General features: G+C 68.6%; 24 protein-coding genes and 1 pseudogene. 18 read left to right on the top strand and 7 right to left on the bottom strand.

The annotated features are described in order from the left end of the window. The first annotated feature begins 2 nt into the window (after window positions 1-2). Window positions 3-689 (top strand): TetR/AcrR family transcriptional regulator, encoded by a 687-nt coding sequence (locus tag I2W78_RS20230; protein ID WP_230885520.1) that lies wholly within the window; start codon window positions 3-5, stop codon window positions 687-689. Window positions 690-704: 15 nt separating this feature from the next. Here I2W78_RS20230 and I2W78_RS20235 read toward each other — a convergent pair whose 3' ends face one another. Next, complete coding sequence (locus I2W78_RS20235; RefSeq protein ID WP_196461695.1) at window positions 705-3,401, bottom strand: tetratricopeptide repeat protein; 2,697 nt, start codon at window positions 3,399-3,401, stop codon at window positions 705-707. A 161-nt stretch (window positions 3,402-3,562) separates the two neighbouring features. Here I2W78_RS20235 and I2W78_RS20240 point away from each other — a divergent pair, with 161 nt between their 5' ends. The 4 genes from I2W78_RS20240 to I2W78_RS41175 all read left to right on the top strand — a co-directional run bounded on the left by I2W78_RS20240 (window position 3,563) and on the right by I2W78_RS41175 (window position 6,320). Continuing rightward, a complete protein-coding gene (locus I2W78_RS20240) occupies window positions 3,563-4,519 on the top strand; it encodes a GlxA family transcriptional regulator (protein WP_196461696.1) in 957 nt (318 codons plus the stop codon). Between the two features lie 133 nt (window positions 4,520-4,652). Beyond that, window positions 4,653-5,651, top strand: coding sequence for a type I glyceraldehyde-3-phosphate dehydrogenase (gene gap, locus I2W78_RS20245; protein ID WP_196461697.1), 999 nt, complete (start codon window positions 4,653-4,655; stop codon window positions 5,649-5,651). Window positions 5,652-5,929: 278 nt separating this feature from the next. After that, window positions 5,930-6,145 (top strand): DUF6000 family protein, encoded by a 216-nt coding sequence (locus I2W78_RS40590; RefSeq protein ID WP_307783721.1) that lies wholly within the window; start codon window positions 5,930-5,932, stop codon window positions 6,143-6,145. A gap of 40 nt (window positions 6,146-6,185) precedes the next feature. After that, window positions 6,186-6,320: a hypothetical protein gene (locus I2W78_RS41175; protein ID WP_269066568.1), complete on the top strand. Its 135-nt coding sequence runs from the start codon at window positions 6,186-6,188 to the stop codon at window positions 6,318-6,320. Window positions 6,321-6,428: 108 nt separating this feature from the next. Here I2W78_RS41175 and I2W78_RS20250 read toward each other — a convergent pair whose 3' ends face one another. Together I2W78_RS20250 and I2W78_RS20255 are read right to left on the bottom strand one after the other, a co-directional pair. Beyond that, window positions 6,429-7,664 (bottom strand): SWIM zinc finger family protein, encoded by a 1,236-nt coding sequence (locus tag I2W78_RS20250; protein WP_230885521.1) that lies wholly within the window; start codon window positions 7,662-7,664, stop codon window positions 6,429-6,431. Then, window positions 7,661-9,615: pseudogene (locus I2W78_RS20255) on the bottom strand (DEAD/DEAH box helicase). Before I2W78_RS20255 ends, I2W78_RS20250 begins: the two are co-directional and overlap by 4 nt. On the opposite strand from I2W78_RS20255, the gene I2W78_RS41445 reads away from it, so the two are divergent. The 6 genes from I2W78_RS41445 (at window position 9,541) to I2W78_RS20280 (ending at window position 13,214) form a co-directional block, all read left to right on the top strand. Then, window positions 9,541-10,683: a hypothetical protein gene (locus I2W78_RS41445; RefSeq protein WP_307784002.1), complete on the top strand. Its 1,143-nt coding sequence runs from the start codon at window positions 9,541-9,543 to the stop codon at window positions 10,681-10,683. The pseudogene I2W78_RS20255 and the gene I2W78_RS41445 sit on opposite strands and share 75 nt — an antisense overlap. After that, window positions 10,659-11,078 carry a calcium-binding protein gene (locus I2W78_RS20260; protein WP_230885522.1) on the top strand — a complete coding sequence of 140 codons (420 nt, stop codon included), beginning with the start codon at window positions 10,659-10,661 and terminating at the stop codon, window positions 11,076-11,078. The genes I2W78_RS41445 and I2W78_RS20260 overlap by 25 nt, the downstream gene beginning before the upstream one ends. A gap of 128 nt (window positions 11,079-11,206) precedes the next feature. Further along, the gene (locus tag I2W78_RS20265) at window positions 11,207-11,455 is read left to right on the top strand and encodes a hypothetical protein (protein ID WP_196461698.1); all 249 of its coding nucleotides are present in this window, start codon (window positions 11,207-11,209) and stop codon (window positions 11,453-11,455) included. Beyond that, the gene (locus tag I2W78_RS20270; protein ID WP_196461699.1) at window positions 11,452-11,853 is read left to right on the top strand and encodes a DNA-binding protein; all 402 of its coding nucleotides are present in this window, start codon (window positions 11,452-11,454) and stop codon (window positions 11,851-11,853) included. Before I2W78_RS20265 ends, I2W78_RS20270 begins: the two co-directional genes overlap by 4 nt. A gap of 579 nt (window positions 11,854-12,432) precedes the next feature. Further along, window positions 12,433-12,921: a DUF2157 domain-containing protein gene (locus I2W78_RS40595; RefSeq protein ID WP_230885523.1), complete on the top strand. Its 489-nt coding sequence runs from the start codon at window positions 12,433-12,435 to the stop codon at window positions 12,919-12,921. Further along, the gene (locus I2W78_RS20280) at window positions 12,885-13,214 is read left to right on the top strand and encodes a hypothetical protein (protein ID WP_196461700.1); all 330 of its coding nucleotides are present in this window, start codon (window positions 12,885-12,887) and stop codon (window positions 13,212-13,214) included. The genes I2W78_RS40595 and I2W78_RS20280 overlap by 37 nt, the downstream gene beginning before the upstream one ends. A gap of 52 nt (window positions 13,215-13,266) precedes the next feature. Here the strand turns inward: I2W78_RS20280 and I2W78_RS20285 are convergent, their stop codons facing one another. The 4 genes from I2W78_RS20285 to I2W78_RS20300 form a co-directional block, all read right to left on the bottom strand. Next, window positions 13,267-14,739 (bottom strand): AAA family ATPase, encoded by a 1,473-nt coding sequence (locus I2W78_RS20285; RefSeq protein ID WP_196464646.1) that lies wholly within the window; start codon window positions 14,737-14,739, stop codon window positions 13,267-13,269. A 512-nt stretch (window positions 14,740-15,251) separates the two neighbouring features. Further along, on the bottom strand, window positions 15,252-17,027 hold the full coding sequence (locus I2W78_RS41450) for an AIPR family protein (RefSeq protein ID WP_196461701.1): 1,776 nt from the start codon (window positions 17,025-17,027) through the stop codon (window positions 15,252-15,254). A gap of 258 nt (window positions 17,028-17,285) precedes the next feature. Continuing rightward, a complete protein-coding gene (locus tag I2W78_RS20295; RefSeq protein ID WP_196461702.1) occupies window positions 17,286-18,533 on the bottom strand; it encodes an XRE family transcriptional regulator in 1,248 nt (415 codons plus the stop codon). Between the two features lie 158 nt (window positions 18,534-18,691). Next, window positions 18,692-19,027, bottom strand: coding sequence for a winged helix-turn-helix domain-containing protein (locus I2W78_RS20300; RefSeq protein WP_230885524.1), 336 nt, complete (start codon window positions 19,025-19,027; stop codon window positions 18,692-18,694). A 422-nt stretch (window positions 19,028-19,449) separates the two neighbouring features. Here I2W78_RS20300 and I2W78_RS20305 point away from each other — a divergent pair, with 422 nt between their 5' ends. The 7 genes from I2W78_RS20305 to I2W78_RS20335 all read left to right on the top strand — a co-directional run bounded on the left by I2W78_RS20305 (window position 19,450) and on the right by I2W78_RS20335 (window position 25,088). Continuing rightward, window positions 19,450-20,262 carry a DUF4097 family beta strand repeat-containing protein gene (locus I2W78_RS20305; protein ID WP_196461703.1) on the top strand — a complete coding sequence of 271 codons (813 nt, stop codon included), beginning with the start codon at window positions 19,450-19,452 and terminating at the stop codon, window positions 20,260-20,262. Between the two features lie 99 nt (window positions 20,263-20,361). Next, window positions 20,362-20,652 (top strand): hypothetical protein, encoded by a 291-nt coding sequence (locus tag I2W78_RS20310; protein ID WP_093910937.1) that lies wholly within the window; start codon window positions 20,362-20,364, stop codon window positions 20,650-20,652. Continuing rightward, window positions 20,649-21,791: a conjugal transfer protein gene (locus I2W78_RS20315; protein WP_196461704.1), complete on the top strand. Its 1,143-nt coding sequence runs from the start codon at window positions 20,649-20,651 to the stop codon at window positions 21,789-21,791. Before I2W78_RS20310 ends, I2W78_RS20315 begins: the two co-directional genes overlap by 4 nt. Next, window positions 21,788-22,171, top strand: coding sequence for an RRQRL motif-containing zinc-binding protein (locus I2W78_RS20320; RefSeq protein WP_196461705.1), 384 nt, complete (start codon window positions 21,788-21,790; stop codon window positions 22,169-22,171). The genes I2W78_RS20315 and I2W78_RS20320 overlap by 4 nt, the downstream gene beginning before the upstream one ends. 81 nt (window positions 22,172-22,252) lie before the next feature. Continuing rightward, window positions 22,253-24,481, top strand: coding sequence for a cell division protein FtsK (locus I2W78_RS20325; protein ID WP_196461706.1), 2,229 nt, complete (start codon window positions 22,253-22,255; stop codon window positions 24,479-24,481). A 141-nt stretch (window positions 24,482-24,622) separates the two neighbouring features. After that, a complete protein-coding gene (locus I2W78_RS20330; protein WP_196461707.1) occupies window positions 24,623-24,874 on the top strand; it encodes a hypothetical protein in 252 nt (83 codons plus the stop codon). A 19-nt stretch (window positions 24,875-24,893) separates the two neighbouring features. Continuing rightward, window positions 24,894-25,088, top strand: a complete 195-nt coding sequence (locus tag I2W78_RS20335; protein ID WP_196461708.1) for a hypothetical protein — start codon at window positions 24,894-24,896, stop codon at window positions 25,086-25,088. Window positions 25,089-25,107 lie beyond the last annotated feature (19 nt).

Below are 25,107 nucleotides of genomic sequence, written 5' to 3' on the forward strand. Positions count from 1 at the left end.
GATTGGTGCCCAGCACAGGCAAGGGCCGGCGTGGCGGGTCGGCGCGTCCCCCGCTCAGTCGCGAGCGCGTGATTCGTACGGCGGTGGCGGTGGCGGACGAGAAGGGGTCGGCGGCACTCACCATGCGGGCCATCGCCGAACCGCTCGGCGTCGAGGCGATGTCGCTGTACCACCACGTGGCGGGCCGGGAGGACATCCTCGACGGCATGGTGGACGCGGTGTTCGCCGAGATCGACCTGCCACCGCGCGACACGGACTGGAAGACCGCCATGCGCGATCGCGCGCTCTCCGCCCGTGCCGCCCTCCGGCGCCACCCGTGGGCCATCGGCCTGATGGACTCCCGCTCCCGGCCCGGCCCCGCGACCCTGCGCCACCACGACGCCGTCATCGGAGCACTGCGCGCCGGAGGCTTCTCCGTCCCGATGGCCGCCCACGCCGTCTCACTGATCGACAGTTACCTGTACGGCTTCGTGCTCCAGGAACTGAGCCTGCCGTTCACAGGCGCGGCGGAGCTGGACGAGGTCGCGGGCGCCATCCTGCGCGACATGCCCGCCGACGCCTATCCCCACCTCACGGAGCTGGCCACGGAACACGTACTCAAGCCCGGCTACGACTACGCCGACGAGTTCCCCTTCGGCCTCACCTGCATCCTCGACGCCCTCCGGCCGGACGAACCCGCCAACGCGTAGGCCCGTCCCGCTCGGTCAGTCCTCGTCAGGCACGGCCTGAGCCCCGTCGCGGCCCCGCATGCGGACGAAGACCGGGTTGCTGGCGGCGGCGGTCTCCTCCAGGCTGTCGGCCTCCGCCGCCCTCCCGTCGGAACGGAGAGCGCGGACGACGTCGTGCGTGACGGCCGCCTCGTTCCACTCGTAGGAGCCGGACCGGTAGGTCTCCAGTGCCGCTTCCAGATCGGCGAGTGCCTCCGCATACCGGCCGAGCTCCCGGTAGGCGACCCCGCGCAGATGCCTGGCCATGGAACCGGCATAGGCGTCCCCCGCTCGTGCGGTCACTTCGATCGCGTGGGTCAGCGGCTCAAGGGCTGCCGCCGGCCGGCCCGACCTGATGTGGAGCCATCCGATGTCCCGCTCCGTGTGCGCCTGCCACAGCTCGTCGCCGACCTCCTCGAAGATCCTCAGCGCGGCCCCGGCGGTCGCGGCGGCCTCGTCGAGGCGCCCCGAGCCGGCCAGGACGCGGATCCGGGCGTTGTTGACGCGCCCCACCCAGTGCCGCTCACCCATCGGACCGAAGATCTCCTCAGCCCGGTCGTAGCGCTCACCGGCCTCCTGGCGTCGGCCGAGGAGACGGTAGATCTTGCCGAGGGCGTAGAGGGCGGCACCTTCCCATCTGCGGTCGTTGAGCACCCGGAAGTCCCGCACGGCGGACTCCAGCAGAGGCGCCGCCTCCTCGGGGCGGCGCAGATACCCGAGGGTCTCCGCCAGGGTCCGCCGCAGCCGGGCCCGCGCCCTGAGATCACCGGTGCGTTCGGCCAGCCGCAGCGCCTCCCTCTGGCTCTGCTCCGCCAGCTCGGGTCTGCCGCGCCACCTCTGGAACTCACCCAGTTTCTCGAGCGAGTTGAGGACGTGCCACGGGTCGTCGGCGGCACGCAGCTCGTCCGTGGCCGTGGTCATGTGGTCCAGGGCTTCCCGGAAGTCCTTCTTCGCCGCGTACGCGCGGGCGACGACCATCTCGTCCCGGGCCCTGCCGACCGGGTCGGCGCCGGCGTCCGCCTCGTCACGGCCGAGCAGCGTCAGCGCGGTGTCCGGTGCGCCCTCGGCGACGGCCGCCGAGGCGCGGGCGCGCCGCAGACTGGCGAGCACGCGAGGCCGGGTCTCGGACGGGGGCGCGTCGAACAGCCAGTCCGCGGCGCCCGGGGAGAGGTTGATGTCGTCGAGGAAGTACGACAGCGCCTCCCCGATCTCGGCCGCCTCGGCGTTCATGCCAAGACTTCGGGCACGGCCGATGGCCCAGCGCAGCCGCTCCTGCTCGGCGGACACCCAGCCGGCGCCCGACTCCCCGACCGGATCGCCGATCTCCCCGGCGGACACCTCCGCACCCAGTTCCGGCGCACGCCGCGCGGCCAGGCCGACCGCGGCATCACGGTAGGCCTTGACCAGGCGGGCCTCGTGCCGGCCGCGCTCCTCGGGCGGCAGCAAGTCGTACTGCTCGGCTGCGAAGACCCGGACCAGATCGTGGACGCGATAGCTCGTACTCGCCTCCTCGCCGCCCTCGACCTCCATCAGACTGACCTCGATCAGCTCGTCGCACACCGCGAACGCCGCCCCACGCGCGGTACCGGCGTGCTCGAAGTGCCAGTTGGTGAGCCTTCCGACCGCCAGTGAGGCGATCAGCCCGAACACCGTCCGGGTGGCCTGGTCGAGGTCCCGATAGGTGAGCATGAGGCACGCGTGCAGACTCTCGTCCTCCAGGACGAGTTCCCTCATACGGAGCTTCTCGTCCTCCAGACGTGCCTTCATGTCGCTCAGACTCAGGTCGGGCCGTTGTGCCAGTTTCGAACCGACGATGCGCAGGGCCAGCGGCAGCCTGCCGCAGAAGCGGGTGATGTCCAGGGCGATCGCGGGGTCGCTGGTGACGCGCTCGCGGCCGGCGTAGTGGGCCAGGACGTCCAGCGCCTCGCTCTCGTCCGGCAGCGAGACCGGCACCGGCTCCCGCAGCGTGATGCCGGAGAGCGGCTTCCGGCTGGTGATCAGGACCGAGCATCCCGCGCCGACCGGCAGCAGCGGCCGTACCTGTTCGGAGCGGTGGGCGTTGTCCAGCACGATCAGCAACCGCTGGTCATTGGTGAGGCTGCGGAACCGGGCGGCCCGGCCGTCGACATCGGCCGGAAGATCGGCGCGGGCGACGTCGAGGCTGAGCAGGAGGTCCTCCAGGGCCTCCCTGCTCGACTTGGGAGTCTCGCCGTCGCCCTGGAGATTGACGTAGAGCTGACCGTCGGGATACGAGTCCTTCACCCGGTGGGCCGCGTTCAGGGCCAGCGTGGTCTTCCCCACGCCCGCCGCACCGTGCACGACGACGATCTTCGCCTGGCTGTCCCTGACATTCACCGGCAGGGCACGACGGGACGGAGTGGGCACATCCCTGAGTAACGTCGTCAGGCTGTCCAGGAGGGCCGCCCGGCCCACCAAGGGCTCCACCCTCTCCAACTGGTGCCGCCTGCCCCGGTCCGGCGCGACCGCCCCCAAGGACTGCTCCCCCCGGGCCTTCACCGCCTGATAGGCCATGATTCCGCCGAACGCGACGGTGGCGCCGATGGACACCAGCTTGGCGGTCGTCTCGTGGAAGACGTTGAAAATGAGGTCGCCGGTCGTACTCAGGGCAGCGGCACCGAAGGCCGTCCCGGCCACGAGAATCGTGTTGCGACGCGACCTGGCCTGTTCCGCCATGTACATCCCCCCGAAGTCGGCGTGGCCCGATGATGCCACGCCGACGAAGCGAGCCGGAACACGACGAAGGCCCCGGCATGGCCTGTCCGGACTCCTCCCGGAGTCGCGCCGTCGATGAGGACGAACGGGCCGCCCCCGCCCTCCCTCGTACCCTGTTCCCTGTGCCACCCTCCCGCCTGCATCGCGTCGCCGTCCTTGTGCTCGAGGGTGCGAAGCCGCTCGATGTCGGCATTCCCGCGCAGGTGTTCACGACCCGCGCGAGCATGCCGTACGAGGTGCGGGTGTGCGGGGCGGCACCCGGTCTCGTGACCGGCGGCGACGGCCTGTCGTACGCCGTCGCCCACGGCCTCGACGCGCTCGCGTGGGCCGACATCGTCTTCATCCCCGGCTACCGGTTCCCGGACCGCGACGACCCGCCGCAGGCCGTCGTCGACGCGCTGACCGCCGCCCACGACCGGGGCACGCGGCTCGCCGCCATCTCGACAGGCGCCTTCGCGCTCGCCGCCACCGGCCTGCTCGACGGCAGGCGCGCCACGACGCACTGGCACTACGCGCGGGCGCTCGCGGCGAAGCATCCACTCGTCCAGGTCGACGAGAACGTCCTGTTCGTCGACGAGGGCAGCGTGCTGACGTCGGCCGGCGCCGCCTCCGGCATCGACCTGTGCCTGCACATTCTGCGCGGCGACCTCGGGGTGGCCGCGTCGAACCACGCGGCCCGACGCCTGGTCGCGGCCCCCTACCGCAGCGGCGGTCAGGCGCAGTACGTGCCGCGCAGCGTGCCCGAGCCGCTCGGCGAGCGGTTCGCCGCCACCCGCGAGTGGGCGCTGCACCGGCTCGGCGAGCCCCTCACCCTCGACGTACTGGCGCGGCAGGCGGGGGTCTCGCCGCGCACGTTCTCCCGGCGCTTCGTCGAGGAGACCGGCTACACGCCGATGCAGTGGGTCATGCGCGCCCGCATCGACGTGGCCCGTGAGCTGCTCGAGCGTTCGCAGCGCAGCGTCGAGCAGATCGCCGCCGACGTCGGTCTGGGCACCGGTGCGAATCTGCGGCTGCACTTCCAGCGCATCCTCGGAACCACGCCGAGCGAGTACCGGCGCACCTTCGCCCAGGGCGAGTAGCCCGCCGCCACACGGCCCCGCCGCCCTGTGGCGCGATCCTTTTGAACCGTGGCGATCACGCCGCTGTCACGGGCGGATGCCGCGCGCGACGCTGGTGGCGACCGAAGGGACACCAAGAGATGGGACACCACTCATGACTCGCGTCGCGATCAACGGATTCGGCCGCATCGGACGCAATGTGCTGCGCGCACTGCTCGAACGCGACAGCCGGCTCGACATCGTCGCCGTCAACGACCTCACGGAGCCCGCCACCCTCGCCCGGCTGCTCGCCTATGACACGACGGCCGGCCGGCTCGGCCGCCCGGTGACCGCCGACGGGGACACCCTCGTCGTCGACGGCCGCCGCATCACGGTGCTCGCCGAGCGCGAACCGGCGCAGCTGCCGTGGGCCGACCTCGGCGTCGACATCGTCCTGGAAGCCACCGGCCGCTTCACCTCGGCCAAGGCCGCCCGCGCCCACCTCGACGCGGGCGCCAAGAAGGTACTGGTCAGCGCGCCGTCGGACGGCGCCGACGTCACACTCGCGTACGGGGTCAATACGGCCGCCTACGACCCGGCCGTGCACACGATCGTCTCGAACGCCTCCTGCACCACCAACGCCCTCGCGCCGCTGGCCGCGGTCCTCGACGACCTCGCCGGCATCGAGCACGGCTTCATGACGACGGTGCACGCCTACACGCAGGAGCAGAACCTGCAGGACGGTCCCCACCGCGACGCCCGCCGCGCCCGCGCCGCCGCCGTCAACATCGTGCCGACCACGACCGGCGCCGCCAAGGCGATCGGGCTCGTCCTGCCGAACCTCGACGGCAAGCTGTCGGGCGACGCGATCCGCGTACCGGTTCCGGTGGGCTCGATCGTCGAACTCAACACGACCGTGGCCCGCGACGTGACGCGCGACGACGTGCTGGCGGCGTACCGCTCGGCGGCCCAGGGGCCGCTCGCCGGCATCCTCGAGTACTCGGACGACCCGCTCGTGTCGTCCGACATCACGGGCAACCCCGCCTCGTCGATCTTCGACTCGTCCCTCACCCGCGTCGACGGCCGCCACGTCAAGGTGGTCGCCTGGTACGACAACGAGTGGGGCTTCTCGAACCGCGTGATCGACACACTGGAACTCCTGGCCAACCACTGATCGGACGGCGGGGCGGCCCCCGCCCCTTCCCAGCCGAGGAGCTCCGGGTGCCGGCACAGGCGCGGGCTCACCGCACTGACCGAACCGCACGGGAGGATGCGGCACACCGCCGCCACCGTGCTCATGCCGCTCGGCTCCCGGACCGCCGGCCGCCATGCTGGTCTGACAGCTTCGTCCATACGAGGATGCTGCCATGCGTGACACCGAAGAAGAGGACGAGCGGCTCAAGTTGATCCGCCGCTACGTCACGCCCGACCGGCGGTACCTCAAGGTCGGCGGTGCTGTTACTCGACGCCAAACTCGGTGCTGACCACGCCGCCCGATTCCTCGCCCCGAACGGACTCTGGCAGCAGTGGGTCGACGGGCCACCCAGCAAGGACCGCGACGCCCCCGACAGCTACCGAGAGTTCATCGGCCAGCTCTGCTCTTTCGCTGACGAAAGTGCCAAGCACTGCCCGACACGCATGCACGGTGTGATACCTCACCGCAAATAGCCACCACCGCACCACGCCGACGTCATGGCCAGGGGGAAGCATGACGGAGCAGCTTCACAAGCTCGTCGTCCGCTACGGCGATTGCGAGCAGAAGCCCGTGCGCCTCCGTCCAGGAACGTGGGGCGTACGGCAACGTCCTGACCTGCGGTACGGCTGGTCCGGGCGGGCGTTGTGAACGGTGTTGTACGCCGACGAATGCAACCAGAATTGCAACTACGGAACTGGAGCGGCGCGAGTGTGTCCAGCTTCTGCCCGTGGTTCCTGGTCAGCGGGAATCGCCTTCTTACTCCCCCTGATGCGACCAGGCCGCAGTGAGCGCGGTGACCGGGTCACTGTCGGCCGGTGCCGCGGGCCACCATTCGCCGTCGTCGTCCTGGAGGTAGGGGTACCAGCGGGCGTCGGGGCCCAGACGCAGCTGGATGCCGTGGTGGGTGAGGGTGAGGCGGTTGCGCCAGACTCTGAGGTGTGTGGGGGAGTCGGTCATCTCGGCGAGGGCCGCATCCAGGGCGGTGCGGGTGGCCTTCATCACCGTCGGGTCGGGGGTGTGGGGCTGTTCGGCGACGGTGACGCCCGTGGGGCCGCCGTGTCGCCAGGCGCGGGTGAGGCGTGCGAAGGCCGTGGGGTTGGTGCCGGTGTTCTGGATCAGGTGGTGGAACCACTCGGGTCCGGGGTTGCTCGCGGCGATGCGCACGGCGTCCTGGTGCTGGGTCAGGTGCAGGTCGGCGGTGTCGCCCGCGAGGAGCCGGGCGGCGCGCGCGGTGGCGTCGGCCATGAGGCGTTCCAGGTCCGCGGCAGCCAGGCCAGTGCCGGGTGGCGGGGTGACAGGCAGGGCTGTGGTGTGGGCGGCGGGTTCCGGGAGTTCGGGCAGTTCGGGTGGCTCTTCGGCCCAGCGGGCGTACGCGGCGGCGGCCGGGATGCCGGCCGGTACCGGTGGGGCGGCGGTCTGCTGTGCTGCCGTACGGAGTGCGCGCAGCTGGGCGAAGACCTCCTCGCGACCGCGGCCGCGCAGCGCGAAGAGCACGAACGGGTCGGTGTCGATGGTGGCGGCGATGGCGTAGCAAAGCGCGGCGGCGTGCTTGCAGGGGTATCCCCAGTCGGGGCAGGAGCACTCCGGATCGAGCTCGGTGGACAGCGGGAGCAGTGGGACGCCCGCGTCCCGGGCGTCGTCCACGAGTTCGGCGGGCATCTCGCCGTCGAGAAGTGCTGCGAGATGTCCGGCGCGGGACGCGATCGTGTCGAGCAGAGTGTCCCACTGAGGGCCGGTGAGGACGGGCAGGTGGACTGAGGAGCGGTACGGGCGCGGGCGGCTGCCCTGGACAGCGGCATTGACCTTGCCCGGAGCGACGGTGACCGGGCCGACCATGCCTTTGCGGGCGTAGGTGCGTCCGCGCGAGAGCCGTCCGGCGTCCAGGGTGGAGTCCTCCAGGGCGGCCACCCATGCCTGGCCCCACCAGGTCGAGGCGAAGGCTCGCTTGCCGCGGGCGGGCGCACGGCGCGGGCCGGGGACAGCGGGGCTCATGACCGCCTTCCCAGGGCGACGAGTTCGGCGAGTTCGGCGTCGGACAGTTCGGTCAGGGCTGCCTCGCCGGAGCCGACGACGGCGTCGGCGAGGGCGCGCTTTCCTTCGAGTAGCTTCGCCACCTTGTCCTCCACGGTTCCCTCCGCGAGGAGTTTGTGTACCTGGACGGGTTTGTCCTGGCCGATGCGGTAGGCGCGGTCGGTGGCCTGGTCCTCGACTGCCGGGTTCCACCAGCGGTCGTAGTGCACGACGTGAGTGGCGCGGGTGAGGTTGAGTCCGGTGCCCGCCGCCTTCAACGACAGCAGGAACACCGGCACCTCACCGCGCTGGAAGCGGTCCACCATCTCCTCGCGCCGCGCGACGGGGGTGCCGCCGTGCAGGAAGAGAGCGGGGACGCCGCGCCCGGCGAGGTGCTTCTCCAGCAGAGCCGCCATCTGTTTGTACTGCGTGAAGACCAGCACGGATTCGCCTTCGGCGGTGATGGTGTCGAGAAGCTCGTCGAGCAGATCGAGCTTGCCGGAGCGGCCCCGCAGGGGAGCGGACTGGCGCGGGCTGTGCTCTTTCAAATACTGGGCGGGGTGGTTGCAGATCTGCTTCAGCGCGGTGAGCAGCTTGAGTACCAGACCGCGCCGGGCGATGCCCTCCGACTCCGCGATCTTCGCCATGGTCTCGCGAACCTGTGCCTCGTACAGGCTGGTCTGCTCGGCTGTCAGCGGGACGACGTGGTCGGTCTCGGTCTTGGGTGGCAGTTCGGGCGCGATACCGGGGTCGGACTTCTTGCGGCGCAGCAGGAAGGGACGTACGAGACGGGACAGGCGCTCGGCTGCCTCGGGATCCTCGCCCGCCTCGATGGCGCGGGCATGCCGGTCACGGAAGGCGGTGAGTGTGCCGAGGAGCCCGGGGGTGGTCCAGTCGAGCAGTGCCCACAGCTCGGAGAGGTTGTTCTCCACGGGGGTGCCGGTGAGAGCGACGCGGGCGCGGGCGGGCAGGGCGCGCAGTTCGCGGGCGGTGACGGCGTAGGGGTTCTTGACGTGCTGGGCCTCGTCGGCGGCCACCAGCGACCAGGCCGTCTCGGCGAGCACTTCGCGGTCGCGGCGCAGCACCCCGTAGGTGACCAGGACGATCTCGTCGCCGGCCAGGCCCCCCAGGTGGCGGTCGCCGCCGTGGTAGCGGCGTACGGGGGTGGACGGTGCGAATCTGGCGGCCTCGCGCTGCCAGTTGCCGAGCAGGGAGGCCGGGCAGACGACAAGCGTGGGGCCCGCGGTGGCGGGGTCGGTCTGGCGGTGCAGGTGCAGGGCGAGCAGGGTGATGGTCTTGCCCAGGCCCATGTCGTCGGCGAGACAGCCGCCGAGGCCGAGTGCGCACATCTCGGCCAGCCAGGCCAGGCCCCGCTTCTGGTACTCGCGCAACGTGGCCTTGAGAGCGGCGGGCTGGGGCACGGGGGCGCGGGACTCGGGGTCGCGGATACGAGCGACCAGGTCGCCGAGCGCACCGACCGCCGCACAGGGGATGCGGTCACCGTCCCTCCCCCAGCCTCCGGCCGGGGGACCCCCATCTTGCTTCGCTCGGCCTCGCCGGTCAGCGCGGCGCTCAACGCCTCCATGGGGGTGAGTGGTTCCATCCGGCGGCGTTTGGCGCGGGCCACCAGCTTCGGGTCGGCGACCACCCACTGGTCGCGAAGCCGGACGAGGGGACGGCGTGACTCCGCGAGGGCATCCATCTCGGCCTCGGTGAGCGGCTCGCCGCCGAGGCAGACCTGCCAGCGGAAGTCGAGAAGGGCCTCGGTGTCCAGCAGGCCGCCCGTGGTGGAACCGGGGGCGGTGCGTCGCCCGATCTCCGCGGTCGCGGTGAGTGCCTTGACCAGTTCGCGCGGCCAGTGCACGTCGACACCGGCCGCGCGCAGCGCGTCCGTGGCGTCCCCGAGGAGCTCGAAGGCTTCGTCGTCGGTCAACCGGAGCTGATCGGGAGCGGCATCGTCGAGCAGCCTCCGCAGCGGGGGCCAGGCGCGGGCGCCGCGGCGCAGAGCGAGCAGGGTCTCGGTCTCGGCGCGCGGGCCGAGCAGCCGCTCCATTTCGATCGGCTCGCTCCACAGCCGTGCGGCCTCGATGACGAGCGCCGGGTCCGCCGCGGTGTGCAGTTGCAGGACGGCCCGAAACTGCCGTCGGCGTCCTTCGGGTACGTCGACGCGCAGGGAGACACTGACCTCGGCGGTGAGCGCAGCCTGGGTTTCCTCTGCCCATTCACGCAAGATGGGCACGGCACGGGCCTCGCGCCAGGCGTACGGCAGCGCTCCCATGGCGAGCGGCGCGGCCGGCGTACGGACCAGATCATCGGCGACCGCGTCGCAGAACTGGCGTACCAGCGCAGCCGGTTCGGCGATCCGTACCGGCGCAGGACCTGGCTCTGGCAGGCAGTGGGCGTGCGGCGGGAAGGCGGCGGCCAGGGCGTCCAGCGTCCGGCGCTGGGCGGCGGTGCAGGGACCCACCTGCCAGGTGTCGTAACCGGCGGGGGTGAGGGCGGGGTGGAGGCGGCCGTCGGCGAGCAGCCGCAGCGCGAAGCGAGTGGCGGCCCGCCAGGCGGCGCCGGAGGGATGCGTCGGCTCCGCATCGGCCAGGGCGGAGACAGCGACGGCGACAGGCAGCGCGTAACCCTCGACCCTGCGCCGCCTGACCGAGCGGCCGTGCGGCAGGACCAGCTCCACCACCTCGGTCTCAAGGCCGGTGGGCGCCGTACGGTCTCCGGCTGCTGCCCCGGTCGGCTTCCACAGCAGCAGCCGCCCAAGGCGGGCGGGCTCACCGGGCAGGAACACCGCCGCCCAGCCGGCGCCGAGCAACTCTCTCACGAAGGCGGATGTTTCCTGCCGGGCCAGCGGCGGTGCGCTCCTCGCGCCCGTACTCGGCTCTCGTACGACGACTCGTGCCACTCTCATCCGCCCTGTCGCTTGCCGGCCCCCGGGCCCGCTCCCCACAGCACCCCACCAGGCAACGTCACACGTTGGCAACCGCGGGCCCCGGCTTGACTGCTGGCGATGGCGCCACGGCGGATATGCCGCTGCTGAACACACCGGTCCTCAACCGTACGGTGCGGCGCTACGGCGAGGCCATGAGCGCCTGGGAACCAGCCGCGCCGGAGGCGTTGCTCGAAGAGGCCACCGTCGACGCCTACGGCCAGGATGAGCAGCGCACCGGCTTCTTCACGATGATCGAGGAGAGCCTTTCCGTACCGTTCACCACGACTGTTCTCGGCGTCGAGGTGAGCGTGGTCGGTGTCGATCTGGCCGGGGACGGGCGCGTGGTCGCACGCTGCGTCCGGGGGTCGGTCCGACAGGACATCGGAATTCTGGACCTGCCGCTGCCGGAACCCGCCCCCGAGGGCTCGCAATGGATCGAGGCCTACCGCTGCTGGGCCCGCTGAACTGGCGCGTCGCACAACTGCCCAGCTCAGCCCCTGCTCGAACGGACAGTCGCCCCGACCGCCGCTGACCGGACCGACCGCGGGAAACAGAGAGCACATAGCGCGCATACCGCAGTATGCTTACCGCTATGGCTGACACCACACGCATCACGGTGACACTCCCCACCGAGCAGGTGGCGGAGCTGAAGAAGATCACGGACAACATCTCCGGCTACGTGGCCGAAGCGGTCGCCAGACAGATCCGGCACCAGCTTCTGGGGGCCGACCTGCGCAGCCACACAGACGAGCACGGGGCCTTCAGTGAGGAAGAGCTGGCCGAGGCGCGGGCGCGGATCTTCGGTGCGACGCAGGCCGCCGGTGGCGCGAGCGCCGCGTGAGCGGGCACATTGAGACTGTCGTCCTGGACAGTGAGGGGCTGTCGGCCTGGGTGGCGCAGGACCGGAAGGTTCTGGCGATGTTCCAGGTGTTCCACGACATGGGAGCGGACCTTGTCGTCAGCGCCAACACCATCGTGGAGGTGAGCCACGCCAGGGTGAACCTGTCCCGACTGCAATGGGCGCTCTCCCGGGTCAAGGTGGAGCCGGTCACGGAGGCGGCGGCCAAGGCGGCGGCACAACTGCTCAAGGGTGCCGGTCTGCACGGACACAAGTACGCGATCGACGCCACCGTCGCCGAAGCGGCCTTGCGTCAGCCTGACCCGGTCGCCATCCTCACGTCGGACGTCGATGACATGACCCGGCTGTGCGGCAGCAAGGTCCGGATGATCGGGCTATGACCGCGGCATCGTCCCGGGGCCATGGGCGAATGCGCCTGGATCCGCCGAGAACCGAAGTCGCCGCAGTTCAGCCCGCGATGGGTGAATGAGGCGTCGACGGATGCGGGGGCATGACTGCGTTCGGTGTCAAAGCTGCAACCCAGGGCATGCCGAAGAGCTGGACCGTGATGAGCGGTCCAGCTCTTCGTTTTTCGCCTGTTCAGGCGGCTGCGGAGGATACGAGAGTCGAACTCGTGAGCGGTTGCCCCCAACACGCTTTCCAAATGTTCGTCTGAGGGTTCGGCGAGGGCCGGGGATGTTCTGACCTGCGATGAAGCGGGTGGTAGTGGGCCTTCCGGACGATGCTGGACGAGGGTGAATGAGACCAAAACTGAGACCAGAGAGCAACTGGCCTTCGCTAGTTGGCGGAGCGCGGTGGGCTGTGTCTACAGATGCGGCGTGTGGATCTTGCAAGCAGCGCCAGCCACCTCGGCTGGAAAGCGTCGTGGAACGTGCTGGCGCGGTAGAGAGTCTCGGTGATCCAGGTGCTCAGCGACCTTGGTCGCCCTATCCTGATGGAAGGTCAGACAGGTGGGGGCGATGGCAGCATCGGGGGAGACGAGGCCGGAAGCCGCAACGGTGCGGAACGAGTTCGCCCTGGAGCGGTACCGGTACATCCTGCAGCAGATCCACGCGGTGAATGAGAATGCGCACCGTTTCCTTGCCGTCTATCAGACGCTCGCCACCACCCTTGTCGGCGCGGCTCTGGCGCTCTTCGTGGGATACCGCAAATGGGATGTGGCGTCGGATACCGCGCGGAGCGGCGTGATCGGGCTTCTGGTCCTCACGACGGTGGTCGCCGCGTTCACCATCACGCTGATCGTCGTGGGCGCCCTCGCCTCGCTTTTTCCCTTACAGCACAGGGCCTGCTCCGTCCGGTCGATGTCGCGGCATGGGCCGCACAGCGGACAGAAGTCTTCCTGGCCTCAGGCCCAAATGTCGCTGCCCGGACCCGGCCACCGCAGGTCTATCACTACCTGTCAGGGCGGAACGTGCAACTCCCCGACAACTGGGTCGTCTTCTTCCTGAGAGCGCCTCTTCCTCCTTTCGCAGGCGTTTTCCCGGATATTCTGAACCGTGATGCGGCGTATGAATTCGCGCGCAACCATCCCACTCTGACCTGGGAGAAGGTCTGGTGGCGAATGTCCGGTGGCCTTTACGGGCTCTTCTTGCGTGCCCTGTGCGAGGCTTGGCTGTGCACCATTGAGGACCTGCTTGCTCCGCTCGAACAGCGTCACTGGTCCGACTCCCTGGCCTTCGACGACGAGGCACTGGACCCTGTCTGGGGCTATCTACTGCAGCGTCCTGACAACCCCAGCTGAAGGCAGCTGATCATCTCCGTGGTGGCTGCCGTTCCGGTCTCGGTGCGCGCCTTCACTCCTGGCTGTAGAGCGCAGCCAGGTCGATGAGACGGACATCAGTGTCGGCTTCCGCTGCTGCATGGGCTTTGTCGTTGAATCCTGCTCCGCTGAAACAGATCAGCCGAGTGTCGGTGGTGTCATAACGTCCGGCCTGGCTGACAAGGCTGCGGATATGCCTGAGGCGGTCGATGTGGGCAATGCCCATGGTGTCATTCCACTTGGCCTCTCCGATGGCCAGGAGCGGAGGTTTGCCGGCGTCGGCGATGCCGATCACCGCCACGTCGACCTCATGGCCGATGCGAGCCTTGGAGTCGTGGACCACGCCATGTCCCACGCGGGCGGCCAGACCGCCCAGAAGATCGGGATCGGCATGATGGAGAGCCCAGTCGCGACAGACCTGTTCGAAATGAGGCCCCAGGACATTGCTTACGAAGCGTCGGCGGCTGGCTTGCCAGACTCGTGTCGCACTGCCCGGGCGCTCGAGCTGGTCCCATACCGGGCGCATGATCGCGTGGTAGAAGCCGATCAGCGGTTCTGCGATGCGATACGTGGGACGGTTGTCACGGAATGCGTCCGCGTCGCGGTGGAGCAGTCCCGCGTCTTCCAGAACGTTGATGGGGTGCGCGATATCGGTGGCCTTGCGTTCCAGATAGCCGGCCATGCCGCCTCGGGTGGCGTTGCCATCGGCGACGGCGGCCAGGACGGACAGGTACAGGGCGGTGTCGCGAAGGTCGGGCTCTTCGGCCAACAGGTAGCGGGCCTCGCGGAAGAGGGGGGTCTCGGGATTGAGGACCGTGCGGACAACCCAGTCGTCGAAGTCGTCCGGCTCCTTGGGAGTGTCGCCGCGCGCGAACTCGCGCCGATAGGCGGGCGTGCCGCCGACGATCGCGTTGACCTTCATGGCCAGATGGGGGTCGGTGATGCCCCAGAAGTCCGCGGCGAGGCGGTGGTCGAGGGGGCGGACGACCAACTCCAGGCCCGCCCGTCCACGCAGCGGGGCGTTGCCCGACAGTAGTCGGCCCATGAAGGACAGCGCCGAGCCGCACAGCAGCAGCCGAGTGCGCGAGCGGGTGCGCTGATCACGCAGGGGCCGCAGAGCCTCCTGGATGATTGAGGGCAGTTCCGGATTGGCCTTGGCCAGGTACGGAAACTCGTCGATCACCACGGGGACGGGGCGTTCGGAGCCGAGGGCAAGCAGCGCGTCGACCACCTCTGACCAGTTGGCGAAGTGGAACGGGCTGGCGGGCCGGACGTGATCGGTCAGCGCGGTGCTGATCCTCCGCAGCGACTCGGCGTCCGTAGCTTCGGTCGCACCGAAGTAGAAACCTTCGGCGGCGCGGCACGCGGCGTCGAGCAGGAAGGTCTTGCCTTGGCGGCGACGTCCGGAGACCACGCCGAGAGTCGCGCCCGGCTGTGGGTCGGTGATGAACCGCCTCAGCGCCGACCACTCGTAGTCCCGGTCGAACATCTCGGCAGGCTTTTCCATGCCACACCCCCAGATATAGAAGTACGCCTCCATGAAACATACCCCTATATGTGAGAAGGAGGTGTGTACCTGCGCGGATGTCGCTCGGTAATCGCCATGCCGCATCCGCGAGTGCCCCGTGAGTGGGGTCAAAGTTCGCGGGAGCGGCGAGCCGCACATGCGAGAAGAATGCCTTGAATGTCCGAAGTGAATGAGACCAAAACTGAGACCAACGCACAACGAGGAGTCGGACCGCGCATTGCGGTCCGACTCCTCGTTTCGCCTGTTCAGGCGGCTGCGGAGGATACGAGATTCGAACTCGTGAGGGGTTGCCCCCAACACGCTTTCCAACTGTCCGCGCGGCCGTTCGGGGGCGTTCATAGGGGTTCGCGGGGCAGGTCAGACGGGGTGCGCGTACGGCGGTGAACGATGGTGGCCGTCGGCGTACTGGACAAAGACCAGGACAAGACACAGGGGCGATCCCCGGCCTTCTTCGTCTGACTACTTTCGGCTGATGTATCGAAAGCCGAGCATCAGACGTCGGCGCTCGACTCCTTGGCCTTTTGTAGCAGAGCCTCCTGGTTACGACGGCTGCGCACATCGTCCTTGCGCAAGCTCCTGCCCTCGTTCAAGACAGACTGAAACTGCTCGGTGGCAAGCTCGACTGCAGTAGTGATCGCTCCTTCAATCTTCTCCGAGTCTGAAATCTTGAACCTCAGCTTCTTAGCGCCCCTCAGCCGTTGTTTAGCTGCCTCTGTCTCAGAGGTTTCGAAGATAGGCACAATTTCCGGCGTGATCAGAGCGGACACCATCATCGCGATGTGATACTTCGCGGCTTTGAGAGTGGTCGAGTCGGGTGTTCGGGCGAAGAATCTGTCTACCCGATACAAAATCCAGGCCGCGTAGTAGTAGGCCTCAACGGAGTATTCACCCCAAACGAACGAACCCTCAACCTCTAGCTCCTTCGGAGCACCGATCGCTCGGAAAGAATCACCGAACAGTGTTGCAGCGACCGCTCGGTTAAGTTCGGGAGTTGTGACAACGCGAGTCCGCGGGAAATCAAGAGACGCATGCTGGTTCTGCCGCAGATAACGTAGGCCGTTTACGCCCGATTGGTTGAAAAACTCTTCCACGTCTTTCGCCATCTGGGAACTCGCCTGAATGTCAGTTGAGCCGATGGGAGTTTGCAGGTTAGTAGCGATCGCCACGTTCGTTCGCACCCCAGCGTCGCCTGAGCTGACGATCTTCACTGGGATCCAAAGGTCAGAGAGGAGGGCCGGCTTGGCCTTAACCTCTGCGCTTGCCGCCCACCTAACGAGCTGGTGGCTTGTCTGCCCGCCATTTACGATCTGATACCCGGAGATGAAGAATCTGTCACCCGACCCTCGGAGAGATGTCGCAATGATCGTGAGTCCGTTGTTGAGGAAGGGGAAGTGCTCGCGGTCGTCGCTCTGAAGGGTTCTCGTGATCCGGATATTCACTGGGTTGTGACTACCGAGATCGAGACGCACATTGTCGTCGAAGATCCCTGGTCGTACGGAGCCAGTTTCATCCGTCAGCAACTTCATCACCTCCTTGCCGGACAAGAGCCCGATGTAAGCCTCACTCACCCGCTCAGTCGCAGGGATGGTCTGCCGCTTTTCAAAGTTGAACTGAATGTTCTGTGGTCCGTGACGTTCTTTCAGCTTTGCAGCTAGTGCATCGTGGCCATGAGTGTTGAGGTGCAAAGGTTCTGAATAAATGCCCTGGGATCGAATACGATCGATCGCTTCTGTGACCTGAAGTTCTTGCTGTGCACTCTTCCCGTCATTGCTGCTGGTGGTGACGTAGAAGAGTTCGCACGGGATTCGCGTGTCTTGAAACTTGTCACCGTTCTCTGCGATCCGATCGATCAAAGCAGCCAGGTCAACCAGGGCCGGAGGAAGCTTGACGCTCTTCGCCTTAATCGCGTACTTTGTCACGGCCTCGACGCCGTGGAGGAACTTCGCGATGAGCTTAGAGTCGTAGGACTCGCTTGTCTTAGCCTGGATGAAGAGTACCCGCGCTGAATTGGACGCCTGATCTGAGATAAGATCGTCGATCTCTGAGGGTTCCGAGACGATCTGTCCGTTGACTACGACGGCAGCGATGTCGATGCCCTCGTCGGTCCCACCGCCGAGAACAGCGCGCTCAATCTGCTCGACATCGTCCCGTACATAAGGGAAGAGGTAGTTGGCTGCGACGTACAGCTCGAACTGCTTCGCCTCGTCTCCCTCAAAGCCAAAGTCTCGTGCAAACTTGGCCACTCGCTTTCCCGTGAGCGTGTGCACTTAATCCCCCTAGGCAGCGCGAGCGCTGATCGTCATCACGGTGTGTTTGTCAGTGAGCGTAGCGTCTGGGTTGCCGTCGACGTCAGGACTTTGCCGAGCCGAGCGGATCATCACTTGAGTGAGCCAGTTCTGAGTGCCGGCGGCGGTCCGCTTCAGTACCGGGCGAACCTAGAAGGGCAGAAGGATCCACCGGATAGATGGAAACCGAGACTGGCGCGACCTCACTTGGAGGCCGCGCCCGTCTTCTGTTGGTGCCGCTCAGGAAGGGAGGAATCCCGGCTTCTCACGGCCCAGCTCCTGCAGGCGGTTCAGGTAGTCCTGTGCCGCCGGCTCCTTGCTGTAGCGCTGCCTCATGACGGCCGCGAGTTCTCGGCTGGTCATGATGAGGGAAGGGACGGACTGTCGGTCGCCCTGAAGCGCTCGCTCGCCATGGATGAGGGCCTGTTCGAGGTCGCCCTCACGTGCTGCGGTGACTCCGAGCGTTACCCGCGCTTCGGCGTTCCGCATGGGTGAGCGTTCCGTGCCGTCGAAGTCCGTTCCGGCGCGTAGAACCTCGTCCGCGAGCGTCCGAGCAAGCCGATCCTCTCCTACCAGCCGGTAGCAGTCCATCGAGTAGAAATCGAACTTGGCGGGGTCCACCACGAAGTGGTTGTCCAGGTTCTCGGGGTGCGGCATCCCTTCAAGCAGCCGGCGCCCCTTGTCCAGTGCCACCTCAACCTGTCGGCGGTCTCCGAGTCGCGCCCATGCCTTGGCTTCCTGGCCTGCGAGCTGTACGGCAACGCCATGGGTCGGTGCTGCCTCTGATCCGGCCTGCGCTGCCGCGATGACACCGCGATAGTCGCCGGTCGTGAGGGCGAACCACGCCCGCATCTCGTGCGCCCACCCCGCCACCTCTGGGTGCTCTGCCTCCGTCGCGAGCGACAGGGCGGCGCGGCGTGTCGACTCGGCCGCGTGGCGGTCTCCCGTGTCGTACTCGACGCAGCCGACGAGCAAGGCGAGCCAGCCCGACAGGGCGAGCACTTCGCGGTGCTGGGCGAGCGTGAGGTTCTTCGCGGTCAGGTCAACGACGCGGCGAAGCCACTGCCGCCCCTCGATGAGGAGCTGACCACTCGGCATGAACGGGTACTCAGAGCAGAGGCGGTCCGTGGTGATCCGGAGAGCATCGAGCGTCGCGCTGTCGACGTCGGACCGGTTCAGGCGACTCACGATCTCCAGAGTCTCCATGCCGCTCGCTGCCAAGATCTCCTTGTCTCCGTCCCGGCGAGACGGCGCAGGGAAGAGGGCGTGCGTCACCGTGCCGAACACGGCCGCGATGATCGGTTGGTAGAAGTCGTTCGGTGCCTGGCCGGACTCCCAGCGCTTCCACTGGCGAATCATGCTGTCCTCTGCCGGCAGCTCCGTGGGCGCGTGCGCACGCAGGGCCCTGACCGCGTCACGCTGTGACCAGTCGCGCGCCTGTCGTTCGGCAGCGATGCGTCGCGCCCATGCGGGCCTGTCGTCAGTCATGCGCCCTCCTCCGAGTGCCTACTCCGAGTCTCGCGCGCGGGCAGGGGGGACAGGGAAGGGGACAGAGGGGTGTCACTGGACATGTCCCCACCTCCCGTCCGCCGTCCCCTGGCTGTCACTTACCTCACACACTCCGTTACTCCCATGCTGGTTGCAGATCAAGCGCCACCTGATGCGGAGCGGCTTTCCAGTGCTTCGAGCCGTTCGGTCAACGCCTGGAGTTGGGAGCGGATTTCCTTGATGTCATCACGTACGTCGCCACCCGGGGCAGACCCGTCGCTGACGAAGTTGCCCAGGTTCCCTGCCGACACGATCAGCCCCTCGGCCCGGAGTGCGGCTAGCCCGTTCTGGATGGTCTGGCTGGCGTATCCGAAGCGGTCCATCAGCTCTCGCTGAGAGGGGAGTTTCTCCCCCGGCTTCATCTTCTTGATGTCGTCGCGCAGCGCGTCTGCGACCTGCACCGCCTTCGGCTTGGGCCCTCCTGTGACAGTCATGCCTTGAGGGTACCCACCACAGCGAACTAGTGCGCATCACCCCACAGGGGTTGTGCACCACAGCAGACTAGTGCAAGCTAGTCAGCAAGAGGTCGCCCCGACTCAAAGGGGAAACCGCTTGACCTGCACAGACAGCGTTCGGAGGAAAGCCCGCAGGGGTGAGTACGAAGGAAACGCCGGTTCCTTGAGAACTCAACAGAGTGCTTTGAGAGCGACGGGGCTTGCCCCCGTCCCCGTGACGGCCGGGTGACGACCGTCGGCCCCGGTATCCAGCCGTGAGGGCGCGGAATCGACTTCCGCCCGGGGTCACTTGGCCCGCCGTGACCTGCGGCGTTGGCCTCACCTCCGGACGCGGCGGCACTCCCGGACAGGACAGCCCGCCGCGCCGGATCTCCTATCCCGACGCAGTCAGGAGTTCCCGCATGACCGAGCGCATCATCCCCGTGGACGTCATCGGCCCGATCGCCCTGGATCTGACGATGAACACCGGCAGTATCCGCGTCGTCGTCGACCCCACGCTGAAGCAGGCGTGCATGGTGCTGACGACGGAGGCCGCTTCCGGCCCGTCGGCCGACGCGATCCGTGACACCACCGTCAGCCTGAACGGGCAGAACCTCAGGGTCCGCGTCCCGGACGTCGCCGGCGGCATGAGCGGCATCACCACCGTCAGCAGGGGCGGCTACACCATGACGTTCTCCGGCGGCAACGGTGTGCAGATCATCAACGGCAACGTCCACATCACCGGCCACAGCGGCGGCAAGGTGTTCGTCAACGGCCGCGAGGTCACCGCGACCGGCCCGGCCGGGGACGCGGTGACGCCGATCACCGCCGAAGTCCACCTGCCCGCCAAGTCGGTGGTCGCGATCAGCACGCACACCGCGAACACCGTCGTCACGGGCGTGCTGGCCCGACTGGAGTACGACGGCACCTCCGGGATGCTGACCGCTGACCGCGTCGGCGACCTGGAAGCCACGGTCACCAGCGGCAGCGTCATCGTCGGCGAGGTGCACGGCCCGCTGGACATCAGCCTCACGTCCGGCAGCGTCAACGTCGGCGCCTACAGCGGCCACCATGCCCGCCTGAACGTCACCTCCGGCAGCGTCCGCATGGCCGCGACCTCGCAGGCCAGCGGCCGTCTGTCCGTGAACGCCACCTCCGGCAGCGTCCGCGTCACCGGCGCCGGTCACCTGAACGTCCGCCGCCGGGTGACCAGCGGCCACGTGCAGATCAGCTAACCCTCTACCTCGCCCCTCGCGGGGCGGTCGCACTCCCGGACAGGACAGCCGACCGCCCCGCGCCCTTCCCGACGTATCAAGGAGAGACCCACCATGCGTATGCGCACCTTCGTCGCCGGCCAGGAAGCCCATGGCGACATCGAGTTCGCGGAACTGGCGCTCGGTATCGACGTCGACCTGTTCCGGGGCCCGCTGGAGTTCGAGACGGACGGCGAGCGTGCCGCCCGCGAGGACGCGGCCCGTGACATCCTCGCCGACCTGCGGGCGGAGGCGGAGGCCGGTGACGAGATCGCCGGTTGGGACGCCCTGTACGCCGACGCGCTGACCCGTACGGTGCCGTTCCTGCGCGCCGCTCGCGGCTACCGGCCGGGGACGGGGGAAGCGGCATGAGTGAGACCCGCAAGCCTCTGACGAAGGTTCAGATCGGTGTCCTGACGGCCGCGTTCGTACCGATGCTCGCCACGGGCGTGATCGGCGGCATCGGTACCTACAGCAACATTGGACACACCTACGGCAAGGGAACCGCGCTCGGTGCCCTCGCCGCCGGCGAGGGCGCAACCGCCGTCCTCGCGCTCGTACTGCTGGGCCTGACCATGCTGGGACAGTCCTCCCCGCGCGTCGTCCGGATCGGGCTGTGGGCACTGCCGGCCGCCGCCGCCGTCATGGGCGCCATGGCCGCGCCGGACACCGGCCGGACCGTCATCTACGCCCTGACCCCGATGGGCATGTCCGTGTCGGCTGAGGGCATGGCATTCCTCGCCCGGCGCATCGTCGTCCACACCGACGGCCGCGACGCGGAGAACGAGCGGCGCACCGCCGACATCGTTCAGGCCCTCGCCTACCACCGCGCCCGTGCCGCTCATCACCCGGTGAGCCGGGTGCGGAAGCGGTCCGATCGGGCGTCGTGGCGTCTTGCCCGCAAGGTCGGAGTCGGGGACGCGGCGCTCGGATCGAGGCTGCTGGAAGTCCAGCGCGACCGGATCACGGACGGGGCGGATGCCGCCCTCGCGTCGATGTTCGGCGGCACTGCCCCCGCCCTCGCCCCGATTCCCGACACGAACGGGAATGCGGAGGAATCTACCGAGAACATAATGAATCGGTCTACGGCTGACCTGCGGGAATCGACCCCGGCGCCGTCGGTGGTGCTGACCCGATTCCCCGCGCCCGATCCGGTGGCGGTCGACTTCATGAAGCCGACGCTTCCCTTCAAGCCGGTCCCGGCGATCGCCCCGGCGGTCGACTCGGTCAAGGCCGATCCGGCGCCGGCCGGTCGGCGGGCGGTGGCGGCTGACTCCCCCCGATCCCGTCGGGCGACCGGCAAGGTTCCCGACGTGGCCCGGTCGCCCCGACCCAAGCGCACGACGGATCAGTTGCTCGCTGAGGCCCGCACCGCGACCGCCGATTGGCCCGATGCCCGGATCACGGCAGAGGGCATCCGCCGCGAGGTCCACACCTCGCCGGCGAACGCGCGGATGCTGCGGGACACGATCCTCGCTGAGCGCGCCGCCGGTGGCGCTGAAGCCGCGTGAGCCGGCTGACCCTCGCCGACTGCTTCGACCCCGCCGGCGAGCGCTTCGGCATCCCCACCTACCCGTGGCGCTACGCCCCCGACGACTTGGCCACCCGCCGTCAACTCCGTATCCGTGGACTGCGCCCGGGAGGTCAGGACATCGCGGCGCAGATCCTTCGGCCGCGCCGTCGGCGCGAACCGCTCACCGCGTACCTGTACCGGGTCGACCTCGCCCGGCCTGTGCGGCCGATGACCCCGGCGAGGTGGGCGGCGCTCGCCAAGGCCAATGCCGCCCGCCGCCGCTGCCCCGAGTGCGGCCGGGACGCCGGATACGTCATCCCGCCCACGCTCGGAACCTGCGTGACCTGCGCCTATCCCGAGGAACAGCGCGCCGCTTGAACCACACGAACCCGGGCCCGGCCGCCCACCTTCCACAGCAAGTCGGCCGGACCCTTCGACTCCCGAAGGAGCGCGTACATCGTGACGGAAACCACCGCCTTCCCGCCCCCGGAGGACCCCGAGGGCACCGAACAGCCGACGGCTGACATCGTGCCGTTCCCGCTGAAGAAGAAGACCGACCCCGCCGACCCGGCCATGCCGGCCGGTGTGGTGAAGCCGGGGGAGTGGGAGGCCGAACTCCCCGACAGCGACGACCCGGAGGCCGAAGGGCTGAGCGAGGGGGCACCGGTCGACCCGCCGCGCGAGGTCTACCCGCCCTCGGTCGCGGAATGGATGGAGGCCAAGGACAAGGCCCGGATGCCGGTGCTGCCGGACTGGGTGAAGCTCCCTGACCAGCGCACGGCCGTCCGCAAGTGGGCCGTCCGGCACTACTCGGCTGTGGTCGGCTACCACGCCGTGCGGCTGCCGCTGGTCTACACGCCGAAGATCTGCGTGTACTCGCCGCGCGGCGCGTGGCGGTGGTCGGCCGCGATCGGCAGGTGGGTGTTCGACGCGGAGGGCAAGACGCTGCGGCTCGCGTCCGTCGCGAACGAGGACGCGGCGGAGTACCTGAAGCTGTCGCGGCAGCGCAACGACCGCGTCCGGCTGCGGGGGATCGTGGCGACGATCGCCGGTTTCGTCGGCCTGGCCGCCGCGCTGACCCTGTACGTCATGGCGCCGTCGTGGCTGCTCATGCTGGCTGTGGCGACGCTGACCACCACCCTCGGTGTGGTCGGGGCGCCGGCGGACCGGCCGCTCATCGACATGGCCAAGGTGACGTTCCGCAAGCGCAAGCTGTCCTCCGACATCGTCATCCGCGCACACGAGGCGTCCGGGCTGACCACCAAGGATCAGACGATCGCCTTCCCCCGGCCGATCGGCCGGGACGGCGACGGCTGGCGCGTGGTCGTGGATCTGCCGTACGGCAAGACGTTCGAGGACGCGATGAAGGCTCACGCCCGTCTCGCCTCCGGTATGGACATCGCCCCGACTCAGCTCTTCCTGGACAAGGACGAGACGAGTGGGCGGCGGGTGTCGTACTGGATCGCCGACCGTGACCCGCTCGCCGTCCCGTCGGGCAAGTCCCCACTGTTGGGGGCAACCCGGGTGGACTTCTGGAAGCCGTTCCCGTGGGGCGTGGACGAGCGCGGCAACCCGGTCATGGCCACGATGCTGTGGCTGTCGCTGCTGGTCGGCGCCGTGCCCCGGCAGGGCAAGACGTTCTCTGCCCGCACGATCGCGCTGGCCGCCGCGTTGGACCCGTACGTGCGCCTGTACGTGTTCGACGGCAAGGCGTCGCCGGACTGGCGGAAGTTCGCGCTGGTCGCGCACCGCATCGGGTTCGGCATCGTGCCCAAGAACGGGTTCGACCCGGTTCAGCATCTGCTGACCTCGCTGCGGGAACTCAAGGCGGACGTCGAAGACCGCTACCACCGGCTGTCCGAACTGCCGTTGCACGTCTGCCCGGAGGGCAAGCTCACCCCGGAGATCAGCCGAGACAAGAAGCTGAACATGCCGCTCACGCTGTTTGTGGTGGACGAGGTGCAGGAGTACCTGACCCATCCCGAGCACGGCAAGGAGATCCTGTCCCTGATGGTCTACCTCGCCAGGGTCGCCCCGGCGGTCGGCGTCTCGGTGATGACCGCGACGCAGAAGCCGGACGACAAGGCGTGCCCGTCGGAGCTGCGTGACCAGCATCAGGCCCGGTTCGCCCTGCGGGTCGGCGCCTACCAGGTCTCGGACACGATCCTCGGTGCCGGGTCGTACTCGGAGGGGTTGGACGCGTCCAAGCTGCTGAAGTCCCACAAGGGGGTGGGTCTGCTCAAGGGCATGTCCGACGACTCCGGGATCGTGCGCACCTACCTCGCCGACGGCCGCGACGCCGACCGCATCCTGACCCGCGCCGCCGCGCTGCGCGAGGCGGAGGGGACGCTGTCGGGTGACGCGGTCGGCGAGGCACCCGCGCCGGAGACGTCCGCGACGATCCTTGACGACGTCGCGGCCGTGCTCGGCAAGGGCGAGGCCAAGGTGTGGTCCGAAACGGTCGTGGACCGGCTTGCCGACCTGCGCCCGGACGTCTACGGCCCGTGGGTGGAGTTGGAGCCCAAGCCCAAGGCGGAAGCGCTCACCGCCGCGCTCAAGCCGTTCGGCATCGGCACGGTGCAGATCAGCCGGCGCATCGACGGCGAACAGGTCAACAAGCGCGGCATCAAGCGCGACGACATCGCCGCCGCGATTACGGAGCGCAACAAGAAGCGGGACGCCGGATAGGTCTCACGGACTGCTACCGGTAGCGGCAGGCGTCGCTACCGGTAGCAACCCTGCTAGCGACCAAAACCGCCCCTGATCAGGCCGCTAGCACGTAGCGGCCGACCTGCGAAAACCCCCTTCAACCCCTCTGAGAGGCCCCTGATGAGCCTTGCAGCCCTCGCTACCGCATTCCTGCTGATCGTCACCCTCGGTTACGCCGTCAAGTGCTGGCTGAGCCCGTTCGGGGACTGCCGCAAGTGCGACGGCATGGGCCACGAACTCAAGACCGACCGCAAGGGCAAGCCCAAGCGCGGCCGTGACTGCCGCCGCTGCGACGCCACCGGCAAGCGCATACGCGTCGGCCGCTGGATCTACAACCGCGCCGCGCGCACCTACCGCGCCGGCACCCGCTGACCCCCGCCCGGGAGGCCCCATGGAAATCACCATCCCGCTCGTTCTGCTACTCGCCGTCGGCGTCGCGCTGCTGCTGCGCTTCCGCGCGGTCGGCGCCGGGGCGGCCGTCGCCGTCGCGCTCTTCGGCTTCTACCTCGCCCACACCGGCGCGGCCGACACCGTCAACCGACTCGTCACCGCCGTCACCGACGCCTTGCCCGGCATCACCCGCTGACCCGAAGGGAGACCAGCAC

Origin of the sequence: Streptomyces spinoverrucosus (genome assembly GCF_015712165.1) — a bacterium.
Classification (GTDB): domain Bacteria; phylum Actinomycetota; class Actinomycetes; order Streptomycetales; family Streptomycetaceae; genus Streptomyces; species Streptomyces spinoverrucosus_A.

Excerpts from the sequence above, each read along its gene's own strand:
- I2W78_RS20235 (WP_196461695.1), bottom strand. The coding sequence starts at position 3,401 with ATGGCGGAACAGGCCAGGTCGCGTCGCAACACGATTCTCGTGGCCGGG.
- gap (WP_196461697.1), top strand. The coding sequence starts at position 4,653 with ATGACTCGCGTCGCGATCAACGGATTCGGCCGCATCGGACGCAATGTG.
- I2W78_RS41175 (WP_269066568.1), top strand. The coding sequence starts at position 6,186 with ATGACGGAGCAGCTTCACAAGCTCGTCGTCCGCTACGGCGATTGCGAG.
- I2W78_RS20250 (WP_230885521.1), bottom strand. The coding sequence starts at position 7,664 with ATGAGCCCCGCTGTCCCCGGCCCGCGCCGTGCGCCCGCCCGCGGCAAG.
- I2W78_RS20265 (WP_196461698.1), top strand. The coding sequence starts at position 11,207 with ATGGCTGACACCACACGCATCACGGTGACACTCCCCACCGAGCAGGTG.
- I2W78_RS40595 (WP_230885523.1), top strand. The coding sequence starts at position 12,433 with ATGGCAGCATCGGGGGAGACGAGGCCGGAAGCCGCAACGGTGCGGAAC.
- I2W78_RS20285 (WP_196464646.1), bottom strand. The coding sequence starts at position 14,739 with ATGGAAAAGCCTGCCGAGATGTTCGACCGGGACTACGAGTGGTCGGCG.
- I2W78_RS20295 (WP_196461702.1), bottom strand. The coding sequence starts at position 18,533 with ATGACTGACGACAGGCCCGCATGGGCGCGACGCATCGCTGCCGAACGA.
- I2W78_RS20300 (WP_230885524.1), bottom strand. The coding sequence starts at position 19,027 with ATGACTGTCACAGGAGGGCCCAAGCCGAAGGCGGTGCAGGTCGCAGAC.
- I2W78_RS20305 (WP_196461703.1), top strand. The coding sequence starts at position 19,450 with ATGACCGAGCGCATCATCCCCGTGGACGTCATCGGCCCGATCGCCCTG.
- I2W78_RS20310 (WP_093910937.1), top strand. The coding sequence starts at position 20,362 with ATGCGCACCTTCGTCGCCGGCCAGGAAGCCCATGGCGACATCGAGTTC.
- I2W78_RS20315 (WP_196461704.1), top strand. The coding sequence starts at position 20,649 with ATGAGTGAGACCCGCAAGCCTCTGACGAAGGTTCAGATCGGTGTCCTG.
- I2W78_RS20330 (WP_196461707.1), top strand. The coding sequence starts at position 24,623 with ATGAGCCTTGCAGCCCTCGCTACCGCATTCCTGCTGATCGTCACCCTC.
- I2W78_RS20335 (WP_196461708.1), top strand. The coding sequence starts at position 24,894 with ATGGAAATCACCATCCCGCTCGTTCTGCTACTCGCCGTCGGCGTCGCG.